Origin of the sequence: Micromonospora sp. NPDC048842 (assembly GCF_040649935.1) — a bacterium.
Taxonomy (GTDB): domain Bacteria; phylum Actinomycetota; class Actinomycetes; order Mycobacteriales; family Micromonosporaceae; genus Micromonospora; species Micromonospora hortensis.
Genome location: NZ_JBEZGK010000003.1, coordinates 192,488 through 215,122, shown reverse-complemented (window position 1 = coordinate 215,122; position 22,635 = coordinate 192,488). Strand labels below are relative to the sequence as shown.

General features: G+C 71.4%; 13 protein-coding genes and 1 pseudogene. 6 read left to right on the top strand and 8 right to left on the bottom strand.

The window, feature by feature from the left end:
• The 4 genes from AB0C19_RS05835 to AB0C19_RS05820 are packed head-to-tail and all read left to right on the top strand — an operon-like array spanning position 1 to position 3,504.
• The gene (locus tag AB0C19_RS05835; protein ID WP_357180020.1) at positions 1–576 is read left to right on the top strand and encodes a nucleotidyltransferase family protein; all 576 of its coding nucleotides are present in this window, start codon (positions 1–3) and stop codon (positions 574–576) included.
• The gene (locus AB0C19_RS05830; RefSeq protein ID WP_357180017.1) at positions 573–1,442 is read left to right on the top strand and encodes a MoxR family ATPase; all 870 of its coding nucleotides are present in this window, start codon (positions 573–575) and stop codon (positions 1,440–1,442) included. The genes AB0C19_RS05835 and AB0C19_RS05830 overlap by 4 nt, the downstream gene beginning before the upstream one ends.
• Entirely contained in the window at positions 1,439–2,269 is an 831-nt protein-coding gene (locus AB0C19_RS05825) for an SRPBCC family protein (RefSeq protein WP_357180014.1), read from the top strand. Before AB0C19_RS05830 ends, AB0C19_RS05825 begins: the two co-directional genes overlap by 4 nt.
• Positions 2,266–3,504 (top strand): VWA domain-containing protein, encoded by a 1,239-nt coding sequence (locus AB0C19_RS05820; protein ID WP_357180011.1) that lies wholly within the window; start codon positions 2,266–2,268, stop codon positions 3,502–3,504. Before AB0C19_RS05825 ends, AB0C19_RS05820 begins: the two co-directional genes overlap by 4 nt.
• Here AB0C19_RS05820 and AB0C19_RS05815 read toward each other — a convergent pair.
• The 5 genes and pseudogenes from AB0C19_RS05815 to map form a co-directional block, all read right to left on the bottom strand.
• Complete coding sequence (locus AB0C19_RS05815; protein ID WP_357180009.1) at positions 3,429–4,385, bottom strand: LysR family transcriptional regulator; 957 nt, start codon at positions 4,383–4,385, stop codon at positions 3,429–3,431. The two genes, AB0C19_RS05820 and AB0C19_RS05815, sit on opposite strands and share 76 nt — an antisense overlap.
• A gap of 156 nt (positions 4,386–4,541) precedes the next feature.
• Positions 4,542–5,342 carry an FkbM family methyltransferase gene (locus AB0C19_RS05810; protein WP_357180006.1) on the bottom strand — a complete coding sequence of 267 codons (801 nt, stop codon included), beginning with the start codon at positions 5,340–5,342 and terminating at the stop codon, positions 4,542–4,544.
• Positions 5,343–5,378: 36 nt separating this feature from the next.
• Positions 5,379–7,034 carry a sulfatase-like hydrolase/transferase gene (locus tag AB0C19_RS05805; RefSeq protein ID WP_357180004.1) on the bottom strand — a complete coding sequence of 552 codons (1,656 nt, stop codon included), beginning with the start codon at positions 7,032–7,034 and terminating at the stop codon, positions 5,379–5,381.
• 284 nt (positions 7,035–7,318) lie between these two features.
• A pseudogene (locus AB0C19_RS05800) lies at positions 7,319–8,002 on the bottom strand (CDP-alcohol phosphatidyltransferase family protein); the annotation flags it as partial.
• Between the two features lie 182 nt (positions 8,003–8,184).
• Positions 8,185–8,958 carry a type I methionyl aminopeptidase gene (gene map / locus AB0C19_RS05795; RefSeq protein WP_357180001.1) on the bottom strand — a complete coding sequence of 258 codons (774 nt, stop codon included), beginning with the start codon at positions 8,956–8,958 and terminating at the stop codon, positions 8,185–8,187.
• 65 nt (positions 8,959–9,023) lie between these two features.
• Here map and AB0C19_RS05790 point away from each other — a divergent pair, with 65 nt between their 5' ends.
• Both AB0C19_RS05790 and AB0C19_RS05785 read left to right on the top strand, forming a co-directional pair.
• The gene (locus AB0C19_RS05790) at positions 9,024–9,326 is read left to right on the top strand and encodes a helix-turn-helix transcriptional regulator (RefSeq protein WP_210785397.1); all 303 of its coding nucleotides are present in this window, start codon (positions 9,024–9,026) and stop codon (positions 9,324–9,326) included.
• Between the two features lie 182 nt (positions 9,327–9,508).
• Positions 9,509–10,375 carry an aldo/keto reductase gene (locus tag AB0C19_RS05785; protein WP_357179998.1) on the top strand — a complete coding sequence of 289 codons (867 nt, stop codon included), beginning with the start codon at positions 9,509–9,511 and terminating at the stop codon, positions 10,373–10,375.
• A 110-nt stretch (positions 10,376–10,485) separates the two neighbouring features.
• Here AB0C19_RS05785 and AB0C19_RS05780 read toward each other — a convergent pair whose 3' ends face one another.
• From AB0C19_RS05780 to AB0C19_RS05770, 3 genes are all read right to left on the bottom strand, one after another.
• Positions 10,486–11,658 (bottom strand): beta-propeller fold lactonase family protein, encoded by a 1,173-nt coding sequence (locus AB0C19_RS05780; protein ID WP_357179995.1) that lies wholly within the window; start codon positions 11,656–11,658, stop codon positions 10,486–10,488.
• Positions 11,659–11,815: 157 nt separating this feature from the next.
• The gene (locus AB0C19_RS05775; RefSeq protein ID WP_357179992.1) at positions 11,816–16,696 is read right to left on the bottom strand and encodes a LamG-like jellyroll fold domain-containing protein; all 4,881 of its coding nucleotides are present in this window, start codon (positions 16,694–16,696) and stop codon (positions 11,816–11,818) included.
• The gene (locus AB0C19_RS05770) at positions 16,693–22,563 is read right to left on the bottom strand and encodes an RHS repeat-associated core domain-containing protein (protein WP_357179989.1); all 5,871 of its coding nucleotides are present in this window, start codon (positions 22,561–22,563) and stop codon (positions 16,693–16,695) included. Before AB0C19_RS05770 ends, AB0C19_RS05775 begins: the two co-directional genes overlap by 4 nt.
• Positions 22,564–22,635 lie beyond the last annotated feature (72 nt).

Here is a 22,635-nt window from a genome sequence, read left to right as displayed (position 1 = left end):
GTGTTCCTGACCGGCGTGGTGCTCGCCGCTGGAGCGTCGGTGCGGTTCGGCGAGGCCAAGCAACTGCTCCCGTACCGGGGGCGGACGCTGCTCGACGCCACACTCGACCTGGCCCGCTCGTGCGGCTTCGACCAGTTGCTCGTCACCCTCGGCGGCGCGGCTGGCGACATCCGCGACCGGGTGGACCTGACCGGATGCCAGGTCGTGCAGAACCCGGCGTTCAGCACCGGCTGCGGGTCGTCGGTGCGCACCACCGCCCGGGCGGTGGACCCGCGCGCCGACGCGCTGGTGCTGCTCCTCGGCGACCAGCCCGGCGTCCGCGCCGCTGACGTCCGCCGGGTCGCCGCGGCGAGCACCCCGCTGGCCGTGTGCCGGTACGCGGACGGCCTGGGCCATCCCTTCCGCTTCGGCCGGGAGGTGCTGCCCGAGTTGTACGACCTGCACGGCGACAAGGCCGTCTGGAAGCTCCTGCACTCCGGGCGCCACCCGGTGACCGAGGTGACGGTCGACGGGCCGGTGCCGATCGACGTGGACACCCGAGCCGACTACGAGCGCCTGCTGGCGGGCGAGGCATGAAGGACGCCCAGGCCGTCCGGCACCGCCTCGACGCCGTCGACTACCTGGTCGATGACGGCATGGCGATGGCGCTGTTCCTGGCCCTGCGCCTCGGTCGGCCACTGCTGCTGGAGGGCGAGCCGGGGGTCGGCAAGACCGCCGCCGCGAAGGCGTTGGCCCGCGCGCTGGAGACACCGCTGATCCGGTTGCAGTGCTACGAGGGGCTCACCGCTGGCGAGGCGCTCTACGAGTGGAACTACCAGCGGCAGCTGCTGGCGATCCGGCTCGCCGAGGCGCACCATACCCGGCTCACCGACGCGGATCTGTTCAGCGCCGAGTACCTCCAGGAACGGCCGATCCTGCGGGCCGTACGCCACAGTGGGCCGGTCCCGCCGGTGCTGCTGATCGACGAGATCGACCGGGCCGACGACGAGTTCGAGGCGCTGCTGTTCGAGTTCCTCGGCGAGGCCGGCATCACGATCCCCGAACTCGGCACCTTCACCGCCCGCACGCCACCGGTCGTGGTGCTCACCTCCAACCGCAGCCGGGAGTTGCACGACGCGCTGCGCCGCCGCTGCCTGTACCACTGGATCGACTTCCCCGAACCGGCCCGCGCCGTGGAGATCGTCCGCCGGGCCGTACCGGGCGCGACCGAGCCGCTGATCCAGACGGCCGTGCAGTTCATCGGCGTCGTACGCCACCGGGAGTTGGAGAAGGCGCCCGGGATGGCGGAGACCATCGACTGGGTGGGCGCGCTGTCCGTGCTGGGCGTCACCGATCTGGCCGCCGACGGTGTCGTCCAGACCATCGGCACCATCGCCAAGACCCCCGACGACCGCGCCGTGGTCGCCGCCGCGCTCGGCGCCTACCAGGAGAGTCCGCCATGAAGATCACCAACGAGTTCGCGGTCACCGTCCCGATCGAACGGGCCTGGGCGGTGCTCACCGACCTGGAAGGGCTCGCACCGTGCCTGCCGGGCGCCCAGCTGACCGACGTTGACGGCGACGTCTACCAGGGCCGGGTGCGGGTCAAGGTCGGACCGGTCGTCTCGGAGTTCGCGGGCACCGCCCGGTTCGTCGAGAAGGACGACGCCGCGTACCGCGGGGTTATCGACGCGAAGGGCCGGGACGCCCGCTCGGCCGGCACGGCGTCCGCGCTGGTCACCGCGCACCTGCGGCCGGACGGCGACCGGACGGTGGTCAGTGTGGACACCGATCTGAAGATCTCCGGCAGGCTGGCCCAGTTCGGCAGCGGCATGATCAAGGAGGTGTCGGGCAAGTTGCTGGCCCAGTTCGTCGCCAATCTGGAGGCCAAGCTCGCCGCCGAACCGCCGGTGCCGCATTCCGACGCCGAACCTGTGGCGGCCGCGTCCGCCGCGCCGCCCGAGTCAGCCCCGGGGGCGTCCGCCGCACCGATCGAGCCAACTCCGGCCGCGTCCGCCACGGCGGTCGCGACCACGCCCAGCACCGCCGCCGTGGCACCCTCACCCGTCGAGCCGTCAACGGTCTCGTCACGGCCAGGTTCGCCGCCGCCGGTCGCACCGTCCCCGGTCGCGTCGTCGGGCGATGCCGTACGTGTCGCGCCGACCGCCGAGCCGGAGGCGCTCGACCTGCTCAGCATCGCCGGCGGGTCGGTCACCAAGCGCCTCGTACCGGTGCTCGTCGGTCTGGTCGCGGTCGGCGCGGTGATCGCCTGGCTGGTCGCGCGCCGGTGAGCAAGGGCGTGCTGCGCGGCGTCGACCGGGCCGCGTTCGCTGTGGCGCTGGCCGGGCGCCTGCGCCGAGCCGGCGTCCCGGCCGGGCTGACCACCGTCGACGACTTCGTCCGGGCGCTCGCCGCCAGCCCACCCGACTCGATGTCGTCGCTCTACTGGACCGCCCGGATCAGCCTGGTGCGACGGCACACCGACGTCCCCGCGTTCGACCGGGTCTTCGCGGCGATCTTCGCGGACCCTCCACCGATGCACCGAACGCAGCGGTCCGCACCCCCGACCGACGGGCCCGACGACGTGTACGTCCGGGTGCCGGCCGACACCGACGACGCGGGGCCGGGCGGCGGGCTGCCGTGGGCGACACTGCCGCCGACGGTCGCCGAGACACCGGAACACGACACCGAGCTGCGACTGCCCGAGCGTCGCCCGAGCGCCCACACCGGGCTCGCCGACCGTCCGTTCGACGAACTCGACGCCGCACAGGTCACGCAGCTCGGCGACGCCCTGCGCGCGGCCGTCGCCGACTGGCCGACCCGCCGCACCCGGCGGCACACCGTCGGCTCGTCCGGTGCCCGGATCGCGTTGCGGGCCACCATCGCCCGAGCCCGGCGTACCGGCTGGGAGCCCGTCGAGGTCGTCCGCGCGCGCCCGGTACGGCGGCCACGCCGGGTCGTGCTGCTCTGTGACGTCAGCGAGTCGATGCGGGCGCAGGCGACCGCGTACCTGCATCTGATGCGGGCGTTCGCTGTGGTCGCCGACGCGGAGGTGTTCGCGTTCGCCACGACGCTGACCCGGCTCACAGTGGTGCTCCGGCACACCTCGGCGGCCGAGGCGGTCGCGCAGGCCAGCGCCGCCGTGACCGACCGGTACGGGGGCACCCGCATCGCCACGAACCTGCGCGCCCTGCTCGCCTCTCACCACGCGGAGGCCGTACGCGGGGCGGTGGTGGTGATCGGGTCGGACGGTTGGGACAGCGATCCGCCCGTCGACCTGGCAGCGGTGATGGCCCGGCTGAGCCGCCGGGCGTACCGGATCGTCTGGTTGAATCCCCGCGCCGGCGCACCCGGCTTCGCCCCCCGCGTCGGCGGGATGGCCGCCGCACTCCCCTACTGCGACCGGATGCTGCCGGCCGGCACCTTCCAGGACCTGCTGGTCGTCGCCCGTCAACTCCAGAGCGTCACGTGCACCGACGGCCGGAAATGGCCGACGCTCACGCCCGCGCCGCGCATCATCGCCTGAATCGCCCTCGGCGTCGACGAGAAGCGCGACAGCTCCTCGGCCGCCGACATCGAACCCGGGGTGGCGAGGACCTGCGCGTGCCACACCGCCTCCATCGTCGCGTGCGGCCCCACCACCTGCCCGAGCTGGCCCTGACGGATGTCCGGCGCGACGGTGAACGCGAGGGCCGGCGCCACCCCCTTGCCCCGCTTGGCCTCCCCCAGCGCGGCCGCGTGGCTCTGGAAGATCTGCTGCCGCTCGTCCGGCACGGCAAGCCGACGCAGCAGCGCCGGGACAGCGCCCCACTCGGTGGCGGCCGACGGCCCGAGCAACCAGGTCTGCTCCCGCAGCTGCCCCGGGGACGCCGCCAGGCCGGCCAGTGGATGCTCCGGACCGACGGCGATCACGAGCCGGTAGTTCATCACCGGCCGGCAGCCGATGGCGCTGTCGACGACCGACGGCTGCGGCCCGATCGCGATGTCCGCAGCGCGGGTCAACAGCAGCGACCCGAACGATCCCGGGTTGCGCACGCTCAGCTCGACGTCGAGGTCGGCGGCCCGCTTCGCGAAGAGTTCGATGAGCCCCGGCGCGGCGAACTCGGCGAACAGGCTCGACGCGGCGACCCGCAGCATCCGTCGCCCACGCGTCGCGGCGCTGACCTCAAGGATGGTGCGGTCCTGGAGGCCCAGCAGTTCCGCCGCGCGACTGGCCAGCCGCAGCCCACCCGGGGTGAACGCGAGGCCAGCCGCCGTGCGGGCAAAGAGCTTGTCGCCGAACTCCTTGCGCAGTTGGGCGATGTGCAGCGACACCGCCGACTCGGAGACCCGAAGCTCCGCGGCGGCCTGTTTGACCGAGCCCAGCCGGACCACGGTGACGTACGCGCGCAGCTGTGTCGGGGTCATCGGCGTCACCCTCTTCCCCGCGATCGCGTGGCTCGGCTCGGCGTCGAGACGAACGTCGATCATCCCGCGCTGGTCCGTCCCACCGCCAGCGGCCGATCATCTGATCGTCGGACCCGGTGCCGCTCACCGTGGACCGAAGCGGTGACGAGTGCTCCGTCAGCTGTCGGTGGTTGCCCCCTGGGTTCCGGACACGCAGTACACGTCGCCGGAGTTCGCGGCGTGCGGCAGGTCGTGCAGGTGCGTCGCCAGGTCGCTCGCGGACATCCACCGTCGGAACGTCATCGACTTGTCGTCGCCCACCGCGACGTCGAAGCCGTCGAAGCCCAGCGCGGTCAGGCGCTCGAGACACCGGGCGGCGACCGCCCGCGCGATTGTGGTGAACTCGAACGACAGCGCGGGTAGTGGGCGGCTCAGGCCAGCCAGCACCTCGTCCTCGAAGCCCTCAACGTCGATCTTGGTGAAGGTCGGCACGCCGTACGTCTCGATCAGCGCGTCGACTGTGACCACCGGGACCTCGATGTCGGCGTCCCACACCTGGCCCTCCCACCCGCCTGCGCCCTTCGCCGCCCGGACGAATTCCGGTGAGGCGGTCGAGACCGTGGGGTTGGCGGAGTTGACGTGCAACCGGGTACGCCCGGGGAGCGCGCCACACGCCGCGTCGACCACTGTCACCCGGTCGTCGTCGGCGTAGATCGCCCGCAGGGCGCGCAGACACAGCGGCTGCGGTTCCACGGCGACGACCCGGGCGCCGAGACGGCGGAAGCTGGCGATGTGGTCGCCCACGTGGGAGCCGATGTCGAAGACGAGGTCCCCACTCCTGACGAAGCGGGAGTAGAACGCGTCCATCCTCGCGTCCCGCTCGGGATCGCCGTAGTAGACGTCCAGCGACCGGTGCAGCAGGGACAGGGCCGGGTCGGTCCGGAGCGCGGCGATCCTGGTGGCGGTGGTAGCCGTCATCTGTCTGGGGTCCAGTCCGTGAGAGAGGTGGCCGGGTTACGGTCCGAAGGCGGTCAGGAACCGGTCCCGGAAGGCGTCCATCCGCCAGACCGGCGCCTGCGGCCCGGGCTTCAGCCCGTCCTGCCAGCCCCACCCGGAGATCCGGTCCAACACGGCCCGATCACGGGTGATGATCGAGATCGGCACGTCGTGGCTGGCGTTCTCGCCGGTGACGACAGCGGCGGGTTGGTGGTCACCGAGGACGATGAACACGAGGTCGTCGTCTCCGTAGGTCCGCACGTAGGAAATGAGCGCGCCGAGGGTGTACTCGATGGACTTCCGGTAGTCCGCCCGGATCTGGCCGGTGTTGCGGCGCTTGTCGTCCGAACGGCCCGCGCCGGCCCCACTGTAGACCGCGCCGTCGCCGACGTCGGCCCAGTCGAGCAGCGGCGGAACGGGCGTCCAGGGCGCGTGACTCGACACCAGAGCCAGCTCGGTCATCACGTTGCCGTCACGCTTCGCCTGCTCCAGGCGCTGCCAGCTCGCCAGTGTGTACTGGTCGGGCGGGGTGCCGAAGCTGAACTTCGGGCCACGGTACGCGAGCGCCTTGGCGTCGTAGAACCGGTCGTAGCCGAAGAAGGAACCCTCCGGCCACGCCCTGGTGACGGCGGGCATCACGCCGACGGTCTGCCAGTTCGCCCGTCGGAAGGCGCCGTTGAGGGTCATCCGGTCACTGGCCAGCAGGGTGCGGTGCCGCTGGTCGTTGTCGATCCAGAGGCCGGAGAGCAGCGTGTCGTGCGCGAGCCAACTGCCGCCACCGAATGTCGGCGAGGTGAGGAAGCCGCTCTGCGCGGCGAAACCCGCAGCGCCCAGCTCGCTGGTGCCGCGGTCGAGGACCGCACCGACCTGCGGCGCGAACTCCGGGTCCTCGACGGCGTCCCGGCCGTAGCTCTCCACGAAGGCGACCACCACGTTCTTGCCGCGTAGCGCGGTCAGTAGCTGGTCACCCGGGGTGTCGCCGAACCTGTCGGCCTCGATCAGCGCGCCGAACGTCTCGCGGTCGTCGAGGCGCAGGCGCACCTGGAAGCCGTGCCCGTTGGCCAGTGTGGTGGCGGACGTGTCGGCGACCGGCACGCCCTCGACCACCCGCACGTTGAACGCGGCGCAGGCCACCCAGACGACCACCAGCGCGGCCACGATCCGGGTGCTCCCGGTGCGGTGCCGGACCACCAGCCGCCGCAGTCGCCGCATCGACAGCGTGACCAGTGTGGGCAGGCCCACGAGCACCACCGCCAGTGTGATGGCGACGCCGATGGCGGCGGGTCGACCGTACGACTCGCTGAGGAAGGCGAAACCCTCGTCGAGGAGTGCCCAGTCGAGCACCGGGTCGAACGCCCGGCTCAGCGAGGCGGTGAACCCCAGGTCGAACAGCTTCAACAGGCCGAGCAGGCCGAGGGCCACGCCGGCCAGCGTCGCGACCAGTCGGCTGCCGCGAGACGGCAGGGCGAGCAGGAGGGCCACGACAAGCAGCGCCTCCAGGGGGATCCGCGCGAACGCCGCCGGGCTGAGCCGGCCGAAGTCGTACGGCACGGTGAGGACGAGCAGCACGAGCAGCGCGGCCAGTACTGTCGTCAGCCGGGCGGCGATGGAACGTCTCGGCCGATCCTCGACGTCGGTGCCGTCGGCGGTCCCGTCCGAGACCTCGGCCCTCATCGCCCTCCGTCCCTGGCTCGGCAGCTGACGTACACGCGTCAAGAGCGACAACCCGGGCATCCTTCCATGATCCTTGTTGGGCGCGGCATCCGGGCGACTCAGACGCGGGCGATCCCGCGTCGGGCCACTGCGACAGTGGGACGGTCCGACCACGGCAGACCATCGGTAGTACCCGGGGTCAGGTCGGCCAGCCCCGCTCCGGCGCTCGGGGCGCTGTGGCTCACCGAGCTGGCCGGCTGGACCATCGCACCCGGGGCGCCGGGGATGACGGTGTGGCGGAGGCGCCGGGTCTTCCAGAGCCAGGCGACGTCACGCCCGAACGACTCGACCAGCAGCGCCACCGACACCACCAGCACCACTGTCGTCAGCGGCGCGGGCAGCACGTCGGCCATCGCCACCGTCAACGCCACGCCCTGGATCGCGGCGACGACCTTGCTCCAGTACCGCGGCGGCGCGGATCCCCGCATCCACTCCAACACCCAGGTAGCGGCGCCGAAGAGGTAGCGCATCGCGCCGATCACGAGCACCCAGCCACCCACAGTGGGGGCCACGTGCAGGCAGAGCACCAGGACCAGGAAGGAGTCGATCTCCATGTCGAAGCGCGCGCCGAGCTCGCTGGTGGTCCCGGTGCGGCGGGCCGTGTACCCGTCCACGGCGTCGAGGGCCAACGCCACGCTGGTGAGGACGACCATCAGTGTGATCGGCGCCGACCGGCCGAACGAGTCGGCGGCCAGGGCCGTCACGCCGCCGACGAGGATCGCCCGGCTCAGGGTCACCCGGTCGGCCGGGCTGAGCGCACCCACGCCCGAGCGGGACATCCCCCGGCTGAGCAGGGCGCACAGGACCACCCCGTACGCCAGCCCCGCCACCCAGCCCGCCGCGCCCAGACCGACAGTCTCCGCCAGCACCGCCAGCAGGACGATCTGCACGAGCAGTCCGATGACCGGACCAGTTCGAACCGTTGACATCGTGCCTCCGTGACTCTGGTGGGTGACCCTGACCGTCATCACGGAAAATATGACCGATCGGTTCATTCTGAACGCGACCCGGCAGGGTGCCACGGAGGGACGTGCCCCTTCGGCGGGCGGTTAATCGTCCATCGTGGGCCGGTCGTCGGCTGACCGATGAGGCGTCGATCGTCTCCTACGGGTCAGGGCGTCGGCAGGGTGAGCACGTCCGCGCCATCGTCGGTGATGGCGATGGTGTGCTCGCTGTGCGCCGTCCGGCAGCCCGTCGCGCTGCGGAGGGTCCAGCCGTCGGCATCGGTGACGAGCGTGGCGGTGTCCGCCATCACCCACGGCTCCAGCGCCAGCAGCAGCCCCGGGCGTAGCCGGTAGCCGCGACCGGGGCGCCCGGTGTTGGAGACGTGCGGGTCCTGGTGCATCGTCGAGCCGACGCCGTGGCCGCCGAACTCCGTGTTGACCGAGAATCCCGCCGCCTTGAGGACCGAGCCGATCGCGTGGGAGATGTCACCGATGGGAACGCCGGGGCCGGCGGCGGCGATCCCCGCCTGCAACGCGCGCTCGGTCGCGTCGATCAGCGCGAGACTCTCCGGAGGTCGCACGTCACCCACGATGAAGCTGATGGCCGAGTCCGCGACGACTCCACAGTGCGAGACGGCGAGGTCGAGCGAGAGCAGATCGCCGTCGGCGAGCGGGTAGTCGTACGGCAACCCGTGCAGCACGGCGTCATTCACCGACGTGCAGATGTAGTGGCCGAACGGCCCACGCCCGAAGGACGGCTCGTAGTCGACGTAGCAGGACTGCGCCCCGGCCTCGGTGATCATGGCCTGCGCCCACCGGTCGATGTCCAGGAGGTTGGTGCCGACCACGCAGCGGCTCTTCAGCGTCTGCAGGATGCCAGCGACCAGCGCGCCGGTGTCCTTCGCTCGCAGCACGTCGGTGGGGCTCAGGATCTCGATCATGCAGCGCCTTCCTCGGACCACCAATAAGTATCCCGGCCATATTATCCCGGTACTAGAATCGGGGCATGGTCAGGTTGCCGCTCACTCCCGAAGAGCTCGAACGCGGACAGCGCCTCGGCGCGCTCCTGCGTCGCGCCCGTGGAGAGCGTTCGATGCTCCTCACCGCGCTGGACGCGGGCGTCTCGCCAGAGACCCTTCGAAAGATCGAGTCCGGCCGGATAGCCACCCCCGCCTTTCCGACCATCGCGGCGATCGCCGACGTCCTCGGCCTCTCCCTCGACGCTGTCTGGTCGGAGATCAACACGTCGGACGGCAGCGCCGAGCTCCCCCGGCCGACACGCACCGCGCGCGAGCGGTTGGCGTCCTAGCGCGCGGCGGTCTGTCGCCAGCGCGAAACGCGAACGCGGTCAGGACCCCAATGATCTGCGGGCTGTCACTGCACTGCCGGCAACGCGCTTCCCACGATAAATAACCTAACAGTGGTTCTTCCCGATCGGTATCGGGCAGACGCCCGACTGCGCAGGTCAGTGGCGGTGGCTACGTTCGCCCAATGCCCACCAACGTGATCAGTGCGGAATCCGCAGGTACCTGGACGCTCGGCGACCTGAGCGTCAATCGGATCGGATTCGGCGCGATGCGCCTGACGGGTAACGGCAGCGCGGCGAGCGACCGCGCGCGGGTCATCGGAGTGCTACGCCAAGCGGTCGACCTCGGTGTGAACCACATCGACACGGCGGCGTTCTACTTCTCGCCGCTCCGGTCGGCCAACGAGTTGATCAACACTGCGCTGTCGCCGTACGCCGATGACCTGGTCATCACCACCAAAGTCGGACCGGGCCGCGATCCCTCGGGAGAGTGGCTGCCGCTGGCCCGGCCGGATCAGCTACGTGGACAGGTCGAGGAGAACCTGCGCCAACTCGGCCGCGACCAGCTGGATGTCGTGAACCTGCGCCAAGACGGACTGGAATCGGTGGCGGAGCACTTCGGCGCGCTGGCCGAGCTACGTGACGCCGGACTCATCCGGCATCTCGGCCTGTCCAACATTCGTCCGCACCACCTCGCGCAGGCGCAGGCGATCGCCCCGGTGGTCTGCGTGCAGAACACGTACGGTGTCGACACCCGACGTACGCAGGATCAGCTCGTGCGTACCTGCGGTGAACAGAACGTCGCATTCGTGCCGTTCTTCGCTATCGCCGGCGACCGACGTGAGGCCGGCGGCGTGGCCGCCAACGCGGCAGTGGAGGCCATCGCGCGCACGCACGGCGCGACGCCGGCACAGGTGCGGATCGCCTGGACCCTCAGTCGCGGCCCGCACCTGCTGGCCATCCCCGGTACCGGCAACCCCGATCACCTGGTCGAGAACCTGGCCGCCGGGGCGCTGGTCCTGTCGCCGGAGGAGTTGGCCAGCATCGAGTAGCGGCCCCCGGGCAGGATGCAGTGACCCCGAACCGCGCGAGTGGGCCTCAGCCTCGTGACACGGCGAGCTGGTCCCGGTCGACGAACGACCGGGACCAGCGGGTGGTGTGCTCAGGAGGCGGCGATGCCCTCCATGCCAATGCCGTCGGTGAACTTCGGCAGACCCTCGACAGTGGTCACGAGGTTCAGGGACCCGTCCTCGTGCACCTTGTAGCCCTGCACGTTGCCGGCGGTGGCGTTCTGCACGTACAGGAAGCCGTCGCTGGTGGTCATGTCGATCGACCCGCCGTTGGTGTCGGCGGCGACGTTCCTGACGATTTCGAGCTTGCCGTCGTCGTTGACCCGGTAGGAGCTGATGGTGGAGCTGCCGGCGTTGGCGACGAAGAAGTAGTCGCCGACGCGCTGGATCCAGCAGGGCGCCTGCTGGCCGTTGGGCACCGACGGGCCGACCTGGTCGAGGGCGCCATCGTCCTCCAACTCGAAGCGGCTGACCGCGTTGGCGCCCGACTCGGTGACCAGCAGCGAGTCCTCGGTGTCGAAGGTGAAGCCGAACGGGGTGTTGCCCGCGTCGCTGATGACGGGGTTGCGGGACAGTTTGCCGTCGCGGCCGATCTCGTAGCTGAACATGACGTTGGCGCCCTTGGTCGACACCAGGACGAACTCGCCGTCCGGGTCGATCTTGACCTGGGCCGGGGCGGTTCCGAACGCCGGCGAGTTGCCGTTGTGCAGCCCGAGCGAGCGGTTGGCGTCCTCGATCCGCGACAGGCGCCCCTTGTGCAGCTCGAAGCCCTGCACCGAACCCTCACCACCGGCGTTGAGGACGTAGACGAGGTCGCCACGGGCCGCGACGCTGACCGGCAGCAGACCGCCGGACCAGATGACCTGGAGCTTGTGCAGCTTGGTGCCCTCGACGCGGAAGACCGTCACGGTGTTGCTGCCGGCGTTCACGGCGAAGAGCAGTCCGCGGTGGTAGGTCAGGGAGCCCTGCGAGGCCAGCGCGTCGAGCGGCGCGCCGATGGTGAAGCCGCCCAGCCCGCCGGTCTCGTACTCGCCCGCCTTGGTGAGACGGCCGTCCTCGTCGCGGTCGTACACCTTGATGGTGTTGCCCTCGGCCTTGTTGGTCTGGACGAAGACCGCGCCCTCGTCGCCGTGGTGGTGATCACCCCCCTTGCGGTCGTCGTGGTACCCGGGGCCACCGCCATCGGCGAAGGCGGCCCCGGGGATCGATCCGATGCTGGTCAGACCTGCCAGGAGGGCTGCCGCGAGCGCGACACTGCGCTTCATCACTGACTCCTTATGCACCCGAAGGGAGGAATACGAGTTTTCCTCTCCTTAGAAAGCTATCGGAGCAGCTAGGTGCGTTCGCCTCACTTACCCTAAAGCGGTAATTTCGTGCCGTTCTGGTGAATCGGCAGACGCGGCGCCACCGACATGAGCGCGCTCAGGGCGTGGTGCCCGGTGGCCGAAAATCGAACACCTGTCCCCGGGCGGTCGGGTCGCACGCCTGCTGCACCAGACGGGCGCCGGCCGTCGTGGAGCTGCCCACGATGCCCAGACAGTGCCCGCTCTGCAACGGGCGGATCAGATAGCCGGTGAGCGGCGCGCTGACCGGCTCCAGTCGGAACCGGTGCGCCGCGCCGGCGTCGGCCGGGCAGGCACCGTCGGCGACCGCGCTGCCGACGGCGACGACGGGGTTCAGCACCAGGGTGCAGCCCACCCCGTTGACCGGGTGCGTGCTCTTGATCCAATACCGGCCCTGCCCGGCCGCCTCGACCCGCATCGGCGGAGACGCGGTGGCGCACGATGCCTGCTGCAGAAGGTGGTTCGGATCGCCGGGGACCTCACCCACGCAGAGCCCGGAGTGCGCCGACCGAATCTGGGTGGCGCCCGGAGCCGGCATGCCGTCGTCGGGTACGCGTTGCAGGTCGAAGACCTGGCCCGGGGCGGTCGGATCGCAGGTCAGCTGCACGGCGACGGACCCGGGCGCTGTCGCGTTACCGGCGACGCCGACGCACAGTCCACTGTGCTCGGCCTTGATCTGGTGCCCGTGCAACGTGGGGCCGAAGACCGGGATCAGTCGGAACCGGGTCAACCGCTCCGGCTTGCGGTCGACGCAGTAGTCGTTCTCGAGTCGGGCGCCGACCGCCGTGGAGTTGCCCGCCACGCCGGTGCAGCCCGTCCCGTGCTGTGGATGCGCGGTCATGATCCGGTACAGGTCGTCGCCGGCAAGCTGGAACGACAGGTCGGGGATGGCCTCCCGGCAGGCGGTCAGGAAGAGGTGACCGACGGTGTCCAGGGGGTTCTCGCCCAGGCAGAGGTTGGCATGCTGGGCGAAGAGGCGCAGCGGTCCGGGTTCCGGCGGCGCGGCGATGCCGGCGAGGGCGCGCACCTCGTCGATGACCGCGGCCCGGTCAAGCACCCGGACCTGGTCGACGACCCCCTTCCAGGGCGCCTGCCAGACACCGCCCCACCAGGCCCGGCCGATCTGCAAGGGCCCTCGGGCCGACCAGGGCCGGCGGTGGGTGACCACGTTGGCGAACCGACCGTTGACGTAGAGCCGTAGCTCGCTGGCCGCGGCGTCGTAGACACCGGTCAGATGAGTCCAGGTGTTCACCTGCGGAGCACCGGCGGAGACCACAGTCGAAACCCGCTCCCCGCTCGTCGTGCTCCGGTCGTCGTGCGGGACGACGAACGCCCACCGGTTGCGCTCGCGGCTGTACTCCAGGCTGAAACCGCTCGTCTGAGTCGCCTGTTGACTCACCGCGACCCGGCGTACCCCGGTGTCGGTCAGCTTGACCCAGGCGGCGACTGTGAAGCTTCCCGTGGTCCGCACGACCGGACCGGCAGTGCTCGCGTACCCGCCGGTGCCGTCGAACCCGAGGCCCTTGCCGCTCGTGCCGTAACCGGCGACGGTGCGGTCCACCCCCGGGCCGATGGTGATGCTGTGCCGGTTGCCGGTGCGGTCCACCCGGGCCAGGGTCATCGGACCGGTCGGCTCGGGCTCGAAGTCCCACTCACCACCCGAGCCCTCCAGGTTGTCGCCGATCAGCCCAGCGATCTGGCCCTGGGTCAGCGCCCCGCTGGTCAGCACGGGCTCATCGACCACCCCGGACCACCACTCCACGTACCAGCCGTTGTTGCGGCCCCGCCCGACCAGCGACTGCCCCGTGGCGCTCCAGGTGCTGAGGTGCGCGACAGTGCCCGAGAGCACCCCGTTCACATAGAGGCGCAGCTGGCCCCGGTCGTGGTCGTACACCCCGGCCAGGTGGGTCCACTCGCCGAGCACCGGCGCGACAGTCGAGTGCACTGCCGGCCAGTCTCGTCCGTCCGCCGCGTCGGCCCGGGCCATCGCGAAGGACCAGCGCCGCGACCCGGCGTCGTAGCGCAGGGTGAAGCCGCTGGAGGTTCGGCCGTCCTGACTCAGCACGGTGCCGGTGGTGGTGTCACGGGCCAGCTTCACCCAGGCGGCGGCGGTGAAGCTCCGATCGGTACGGACCACCGGGCCGGGGGCCCAGGCCATGTCGCCGTCACCGTCGAGGTGCAGACCGCCGCCGTTACGGCCCGGCCCCCATGGCTGCCCACTGGAGGACACGGCGAGGGTGTGGGTGTTGCCGGTCTCGTCGACAGCGGTGCGCCCCTCGGTCTCCTCCAACTGCCAGCGCGCCTCCGGACCCCACGGCTCCCCGGCCATCACCTCGCGGATCTCGGCCTCGCTGGTCACCCGATCGAAGATCCGTACGTCGTCCAGGCTGCCCGGCCAACGAGCCGGGTGCGTGCCGTGCCAGAAGCCGCTGCCGATGTTGACCGGCCCCGTCGCGTTCCAGGTGCTGCGGTGCGCCGCCGTACCGGCCAGCGCGCCGTTGACGTAGAGCCGCAGCTGCCCGGCCTGGTGGTCGTACACGCCGGCCAGGTGGGTCCAGACCTCCAACTGGGCGGTGATCCCACTGGCCGCGGCGGCGTTCACCGACACCTGACCCTCGGTGCTGTCGGCGGTGGCCATCTCGAAGACCCAGCCCCGCGGCCAGAGGCCGTACTCCAGCTCGAAGCCGGGGAACCGCAGGCCGGACTGACCCAGCGCGGTGAACCAGTCGTCGTCCCTGGTCAGCTTGACCCAGGCCATGGCGGTGAAGCTGGCGTCGGTGCGGATGACCGGACCAGTGGTACGGGCGTAGGTCTGCTCGGAGGCGTCCAACTCCAGACCGCCGGAGCCTCGACCAGCGCCGAAGACGGCCGCCCCGGTCAGCGTGGCGTGGTGCAGGTTGCTGCCCGTGTCCCACGCCTCGCTGCCGTAGTCCTCCATCGTCCACTCGGCGATGGGTGGCGTCAGGTGTTCGGTGTCGGTCACGAAGTCGAAGCGGGTCTCCGGGCCGGTCAGCCCGGCCCGGTCCACCCCGCGCACCAGCACCGTGTTGTAGCCGCGGGTCGGCGTCACCTGCACCCGTGCCTGCCCACCGGTGGCCGGCACGTCGGGCTGCTCCTTCTCGTTGACCCAGTAGCGGAACGCCACCACGTCGGTGGCGCCGTTGGCGTCGAAGCGGACCTCACCCGCCTCGTACGGCCGGCCGGCGACGCCGTCGGCCACGAAGACCGGCGAGGTCACCGTCGGCGCGACAGTCGGCGGCTGGGCGTCGAGGACGAACCGGCACCAGGCACTCCACGGTCCCGTGGTCTTGGCGTCCTGGGTACGTGCCCGCCACTGGTACGTCGCGCCCTCGGTGAGCACTGTGCTGATCCGTGCGTGCACGGGATTGCCGGAGAAGACGCTCTGGTCCCCCGGCGCATCGCCCAGCACCCGACCGGTGCTGTCCGCCCACTGGAAGGCCACCGACAGGAACTGGTCGTCCTGGTCGGCGTCGAGTGGCACGGCGGTCACTGTCGGTTGGTCGCTGGTCAGGTAACCGGCCGAGTTGTCGGTGCAGCCGTCGAGCTCGGGGGGCTCGGGCACCGTGTTGTAGGTGATCACGAGCTTCGCCTTCGGGAGGAACTCCTTGGCGCCGTTGGCGCTGGTCGACTCGTCCGAGGCGAGCCCGAGGGTCAGGGTGGGTGCCCGGACGGCGGCCGCTTCGGCCACCGCCGCCGTGGCGGTGAGTTCCGCGTCGTTCGGGATCTGGCAGGAGGTGCCGGTGCCCTCACCGCCGTACGCCTCGGTGATGGTGCTCAGCTTCCGGTTGGCGAGCAGCGGCGGAGCGGTGCTCCAGTTCATAGCCGACGTGATCGGCGCGGTGTGGTAGAGGTGCAGCGGCTCGGCGGTGCACGACCACGACCAGGTCTGCGGGATCCGCAGCTGCGCCCGGATGATGCTCTTGCCGGCCACCCCGGACGTGTCCAGCTCGAAGTAGGACCGGAACCGGTCCGTGCTTGACTCCCGTGGGTCACGGCCGACCTGCGGGCGGAACTGCGTGCTGTCCCACCAGTTCTGGTTCGGCAGGTCCTTCTGCACCATGAGCCAGTGCTGCTGGTCACCGGTGAGGTCCGGGTCGAGGTAGAGCGGGAACTGGGCGGCCGGGTCGAGCAGCAGAGCCGGGTCGGGGACGAGGGTCAGTCGATCCCTGGTCACCTCCAGCCCGATCGGTGCCCGCCGGGCGTGTCGGTCCGACCCGTCGCGGCTCGCCGAGTCCCACATCCAGGCGCTACCCGAGCTGAGGACGGTCTTTCCGGCCCGGTCGGTGACCCGCAGGCCGCCGGCGTCGTTGCGGGTGGCGGTCAGCTTCGTCGTGCGCAGTCCGAAGGTGTACCGGCGCAGCGCCGGCTGGCGCGCCGCCTCGGCGGTCTTGACCACCAGCACCTGGGAGAACCCGGTCGCGGTGGCCCGCACCCGCAGGTCCACACCGGGCAGTACGTCGGTGTAGCTGGCGGTCTCGCCGGCCAACACCGGCGTGGGCAGCGGCGTCGGCCAGCTCAGCTCGAGCCGGCCGCCACCCGTGACCACTGTCGCCAACGGCGTCTTTCCGCCGCCCGAGAGGGTCAGTCCCGCCGCCGCCAGGGGTGCGATGGTGCCGTCCGGCCGGGCGCGCAGACGGGTGTCCACCGACACCCACTCCTCGCCCCGCCGGACCCGCTCGGGGCGCTGGCTGATCTCCGCGGTGAGGGTGCCGTCCGGGTTCACGAAGACCTGCTTGGTCGCTGTCGTCCGTTCGGGCAGCGCCACCCGGGTGCCGCTGCGGGCGGCGCGGACCCTGGCGGACTCCTCGGCCGGTGCCGCCACGGTGACGGCCGGAACGCCGCTGGCCGACGCGGTGCCCGATGGCGACCCGGGAAACGTCAGCCCGGCGACGACCACGAACACCAGCCCGCACAGCGGCCCGAGCCGCCGGCGGGTCACGACCGCCGCCAGGAGAACGTCGGCAGGTCGAGCCGGTGCTCCGCGGGCAGGCTGAGCCAGGAGACCGGGCTCGCCCAGCCGGACGGTTCGGTGACGCGGTACGTCATCGGCGCCGGCACGGTCGGCACGGAGCGGTACTGCGTGACGGAGTCCAGTGCGGCGGCCGATTCCCACACCACGCTCTGCTCGATCGGCCGCGGATAGAGGCACTGGTTCCAACCCACGCAGGACCGCTCCTCGTACTCCACGACCGGCTCCTCGTAGTAGTCGTCCTCGTAGTAGTCGTCGTAGTAGTCGTCGATGGTGTAGTAGTCGTCGTCCCGGCTGTAGCCGTCGATGTAGACACCGCTGCTGGCACCGCTGGGCGTGTCCTCCCAGGTATAAACCTCCTCGTACTCCCAGTCGTCGTAGCTGCCCGAGAGGTAATCGATCACCTCGGACAGCCGTTGCTTGCTCCCGCTGATCAGCGGCTGGGTGCTCCGGGTGGCGGTCGCGCCGATGCTGATGCTCTGCGACGACGAGGCCTTGGCCGGCTTGTCGATCTTCTGGCTGGTGCGGATCAGCGAGTGCTCCACGGCCTTCTTCTTGGTCAGCAGCCCGTCCGGGTCGGTGAAGGTGACCGGGTTGTGGTTCGCGTACGCGTAGCCGCCCAGTTGCTGCGGATCGGCCACGTCGGTGATCGGGTCGACCGAGACGAACCGCCCGGTGTCCGGGTCGTACTGTCGGGCGCCGAGCTGCACCAGCCCGCTGTCCGGGTCGGCGTTGCCACCGACGAAGCCCCGGTCACCGACCCAGCCGGCGACGGTGGCCCGCGGCTGGCCGTACGGGCCGAGCAGCCGGCTGGTCGCGGCCAGCGTGGTCGAGTCGAGCAGGGTCTCCGCCGTTCCGTGGTGGTCGGTGGCGAGCCAGCTCACAGTGCCGCCCCGGCGCAGCGCCACAGTGGCACCGTTGTGCCGGTAGTAACGCGTACCGGTCACCACCCCGGCCGGGTCACGGTGCAGTTCGGTGTCACCCAGGTAGAGCGTGGTGCCGCTGGCGTCACGACGCAGCACCCGGTTGCCGTCCGCGTCGTACCCGAAGGAAGACGTCCGGCCGCCGGCGGTGACAGTGGCGAGCCGGCCCTCGGCGTCCCAGCCGAGCTGTTGACCGGGCCGGGTCACCGTGTTGCCGTCAGCGTCGTAGCTGAACGTGTCGGTCCGGGTGCCGCCCGGCCCCTCGGTGCGGACCGAGCGCAGCGTGTGCGGCTGCGCGCCGCCCGGGGCCGGATAGGAGTAGGTGCGGGTGCTCTGACCGGCGGCGCCGCGCCGGATCTCGGCGGCCCGGTTGCCCGAGTCGTCGAAACTCCACGAGTCCCAGTAGCGGGCCGGTCCGCCCAACCCGGCGACGCTCGGCGCTGTCGCGCAGTCGCCACTGGCCGGTGTCCAGCCTTCGACGAGCCGGCGTAGGCCGTCGTAGCGCAGGCACTGGGTGTCCGCGTTCGTGGCGTCGGCGATCCGGGTCACCCCGCCCACCTGGTCGTAGGCGTAGGAGACGTCGGCGGCAGCGCTCTGGCCCTGCCGGCGGGTCTCGGCGCGGGTCAGCCGCCGGGTCACCGGGTCGTATCCGAACGCCCGGGTGACCTGCCGACCGGAGGCGCCGAGCTGGTAGGAGTCCACCTCGCCGGTGCGGGTGTAGGTGGTGGCCGCGACGTAGCTGCTCTGACCCAGCAGGGTGCTCGGCAGTCCGCTCGCCTCGTAGCCGTGCCGCAGCGTCTCGGTCGTCGCCAACCCGCCCAGGTTCGCGACCGGCAGGGTCAGCGTGGCGGTGTACGGCTGGTCGTCCTCGTACCAGACGTGCCCGGTCCGGTAGGTGCCGGCCAGCCCCGGCTCGGTCACTGTGAGCGCCGTACCGGTGATCCGACCGCGCAGGTCGTAGCCGCTCACACCGGTGACGATGTCGCCGCCGGCGGCGTGCCTGGTGCTGCTGGCCAGCCGGCCCCTACCGTTGGTCGCGGTGTCGTACGCCCAGGTGGCGAGCACTGTGGCGCCCTCACGCACGGCCGTGCGGCGGCCCAACTGGTCGTAGTCGTAGCCAACGGTCCGGCCGTTGCCGTCGGTGCTGGTCAGCACCCGCCCCTCGGCGTCGTAGCTGGTCGAACGGGTGCCCGAGTTCGGCGTCTCGGCACGCACCTGCCTACCCCGCCGGTCGTAGCCGTAGCGCCACACGTTGCCGGCGTGGTCGGTGGTCGAGGCGAGTTGCCCGGCCAACGTGTACGTGTACCGGGTCGCCTGGTACGTCCCGCTCGGTGCGCCGGAGAGGAACTGGCGCAGCTCCACTGTGCGGTTTCGGGCGTCGCGGATCTCCACTGTGGCGGTGCCCCCGGCCGGCGGGTCGACCGAGACCCGGTCGCCGCCGTGGCTGGTGCTGGTTCGCCATTTCTCCACGCCCTGGCCGTAGAGCACCTCGGCGTTCTGCCGGCCGGCGCCGTCGTAGCCGAGCCGCGTCTCCGCCGGCAGCACGGCCGGCTGGGCGACCAGGCCGGTGCCGGGTGCTCCGCTGTCGAACCGCGGTGCCGACGTGCGGGAAACCCGGCCATGCGAGTCGTATCGGGTGTCGGTCAGGATCCGGCCGCCACCGGGCGCCGGCTGCTGCACCTGGCGGGACCGCAGGAACCCGTCGAAGAGTTCGGTGCTGGTCCGGTAGGCAGCGCCGGTGCCGATCAGTTGTTGGCTGGTGACCGCGCTCGGGCCGTTGCCCGGGACCAGGTAGGAGTAGCGGTGGTTCGGTGTCGCTGTGATCGCCCGGCCGGGCAGCCACACCGAGGTCAGCCGGCCGAGCGGGTCGTATCCGTTCGTCGTCACGCCCCCGTTGGCGTCCCGGGTCGACACCGGCTGCCCGAGCAGCGGGTCGATGGTGGTGGTCACTGCGAACCCGGCCGGGTCGATCACCACCGTGCCGGTCAACGGCCCGCCGACCGCCGGGCTGTACGAGGTACGGGTCAGGTCGCCGGAGGCGTCGCGCCGGTCCAACGGACGGCCGTGCACGTCGAACGTGGCGCGCTCGGTCACCTGGTAGCCGGACTCGGTGCCCTCCTCGACCCGGGTGACATCGCCCTTGGACGGCGGGCTCCCCCACCCCTCGGCCCCGTCGTGGACGAACCGGCGGTCGGTCAGCACCTGGGTGCTCTGGCAGTCTCCGGCGACGGTGACCTGCCGGGACCGCGCGTTCAGGATCCAGCTCGCCTCGTTGACGGCGTAGGTCTGCACCTCGCAGGTGTCGTCACCGGGGAGCGCCACGTCACCGAGATCGTGCGTCTCGGTGAGCAGCCCGGAGCCGTTGTAGCCGTAGCGCTGCTCGGTGACCCGGCTGCCGGTGGCCAGTGTGGTAGTGGTGGTGCTGGACTTGATCTGGGTGACCCGGGCACGCAGCGGGGTGCCGGCGCGGTCGCGGGTCGCGCTGACCGGCAACTGCATCGGCTGCGCCACGGTACGGGAGAGCACTGTCGCGCTGTCGCCGTCGAAGACAGTTGTCTGCCGGGCGAACCCCCGCAGCGGCGCCTCGTCGGCGAGCCCCTCGATCGTCACGTTCTTTGTGGTGCCGTCGGCGTTGCGGTCGCCGTGCATGCCCCGCAGGTAGACGTGCTCGGTCAGGGTGCGGGGGCCGTCGCCCGGAGAACCGGCGCGAATGCGGACCCGCTGGTAGCCGCGCCACTGCCCCCACGACTTGTACCGGTCGGGGACGAGTTCGGCGTCGTCGTGGTGCCAGGCGGCCGACCCGTCGTACTCGTACTCAGTGATCTTGGGGTTGGCGCTCTCCCCGCCGACCAGGTCGGTCTCGGTGACCCGGGTGACCAGATACTTGGCGAACCAGTCCCGGGTCGGGGTGGCGAACTCGGTCGACCAGTAGACCGGGAAGCAGCGGGCCGTGTTGCGGTCCGGCGTCGGCAGCGCGGTCGGCTGGCAGTCGGACGCGGCATAGTTGATCTCAGTCCGGCCACCGGTCTCGTTGCGGATCGTGCCGAGCCGGAACTTGCGCATCGCGGGCTGGGTGTCGCCCTGGGTGTCGATCCGGTTCGGGGTGCCCTCCCCCTCGGCCGTCGTACCCGGGTCGAAGTCGACGGCGGGCATGCTCGCGGTGCCGCGGACGTGACCGGTGTGCACTATCGACTCCAGCCACAGGCTGGGCGCCGAATCGTCGCCGGTGGCCGGGAAGGTGTGGGTCAGGCTCCAGGAGTCGACGTCCCGGAAACCGCCGTCGCTGACCTGGGTGCTCACCTTCGCGAGCCGGCGGGTGCTCCAGAACGTCGGGGTCGACAGTGGACATGACGAGGCGCACGCCTGGTCCAGTGGGGTGTCCGGGAAGTCCGCCGGCTGCGACTGCTGACAGGGTGACCCGGGACGACACCGCTCGGCGCTGCCGAACAGCACCCGCGCCCCCGCCGGCGTGGTGTAGAGCGTGTCCAGGCGCTGCCCGTACTCGATCCGGGAGACGTTCGCGGCCCGGACGTACGGCGTCGGGTTGCCGGGGGTGGCGTTACGGCCGTAGCTGTTCGTCTCGCGGTCGTAGTGGTACGTCGTCACGTCGCCGTGCGGGGTGACCACGAAGTCCAACATCCACCGGTACGCCTGCTGGCACCACGACGTCGCGAAGGAGCTGCCCTTGCACGGCTCGTTCGCGTGGTTACCGAAGACCGGCACTGTGAGGGTCGAGTTGGTCTCTGCCGCACCGGCCGTCCAGCCCGGCATCCGGTTGCGGCCGAAGTGGTACTGGGTGCCGTCCGGGGCTGTCAGCCGCCAGTACTCTCCCCGGTCGTCCGGGCTGGTCGAGCCCTCGTCACCGTTTACCGCGCCGGTCAGCAGTTCGGTACGCCAGCCCTCGTCCTGCTCGGCCCGCCAGGCCCCGGTGGCGTCGTCACGGACCAACTCGCTGTTGAGACCGGGCAGCGAGATCGTGGCGCTCTGCACCAGCTTGCCGGCACCGTTCGTCGTCCAGCAGAGGTCGCCGACGCCGGCCTGACCGTCCTCGACGCAGGGCTGGTACGACCGCTCGATGAAGCCGGGTTGCAGCTCGAAGCCCTCGCCCGCCCAGGACGGCTGGTTGTTGGTGGCGGCCGTGCGGCCGTCGACCCGCCCGGACGAGTAGTCCAGCGCCAGCTCCGGTGCACCACCGGGCAACTGCGGGGTCCGCAGCGGGTACGACCACTGGAAGTCACCGGACTGCGGGCCGACCTGCCAGCTCGCCGACGGAGCCAGGGAGGTCGGCCGGAAGCTGCCGGCCGCGCCACTCGCACCGGCGGTCAGCGCGTACGTGCCGTCGGTGATCCGGGCCGAGACCCGGTTGGCGCGCTTGTCGTTCGTCGCGGCGACCGGCTGGCTCGGCCCGCAGCCCGGGCCGGCGCTCGGGGCACAGTCGGGCAGCTTCACCAAGCGCAGCCGGGCCGCGTAGTCGCCGCCGAACGCGCCCCGGAAGCCGGCGTAGTCGATGTCGACAGTCGAGCGGCGGGGTGTGCGGTCCTCGTCGGTGGCCGCGTGCCGGACCCTGATGACCAGTCCGCGCACCTGGGCTCGGGCGGTGGCCGCCCGGTCCAGCACCTCGACCCCGACCCGACCTGCCCGGCCGTCCGCCGCGGACACCCGGACCGGCAGCCGGCCGGCCCGGACCGGGGTGGCGTCCCGATCGACGTCCGCCCGCCCGGCGTCCGGCCAGACCACCGGCGGTACGGCGCGGGCGGCGAGCTTGCGGGAGACGTCCTCACCCCGCGGCGCGACGGGCACCAGAGCGCCGGGCCGGTCGGTCGGCGGGGCGGCGGAGTGGACCGGTGACCCGAGCACCGGCAGCCCCGCGACGACAAGTGCCGCCACCAGCAGCCCTCTGTGGACAACGCGCATGCCAACCTCCGCGACGACTGAGCCCGACCCGTCGTGAAGGACGGGCCGGGCTCAGCGTGCGAGGTCGGCGTA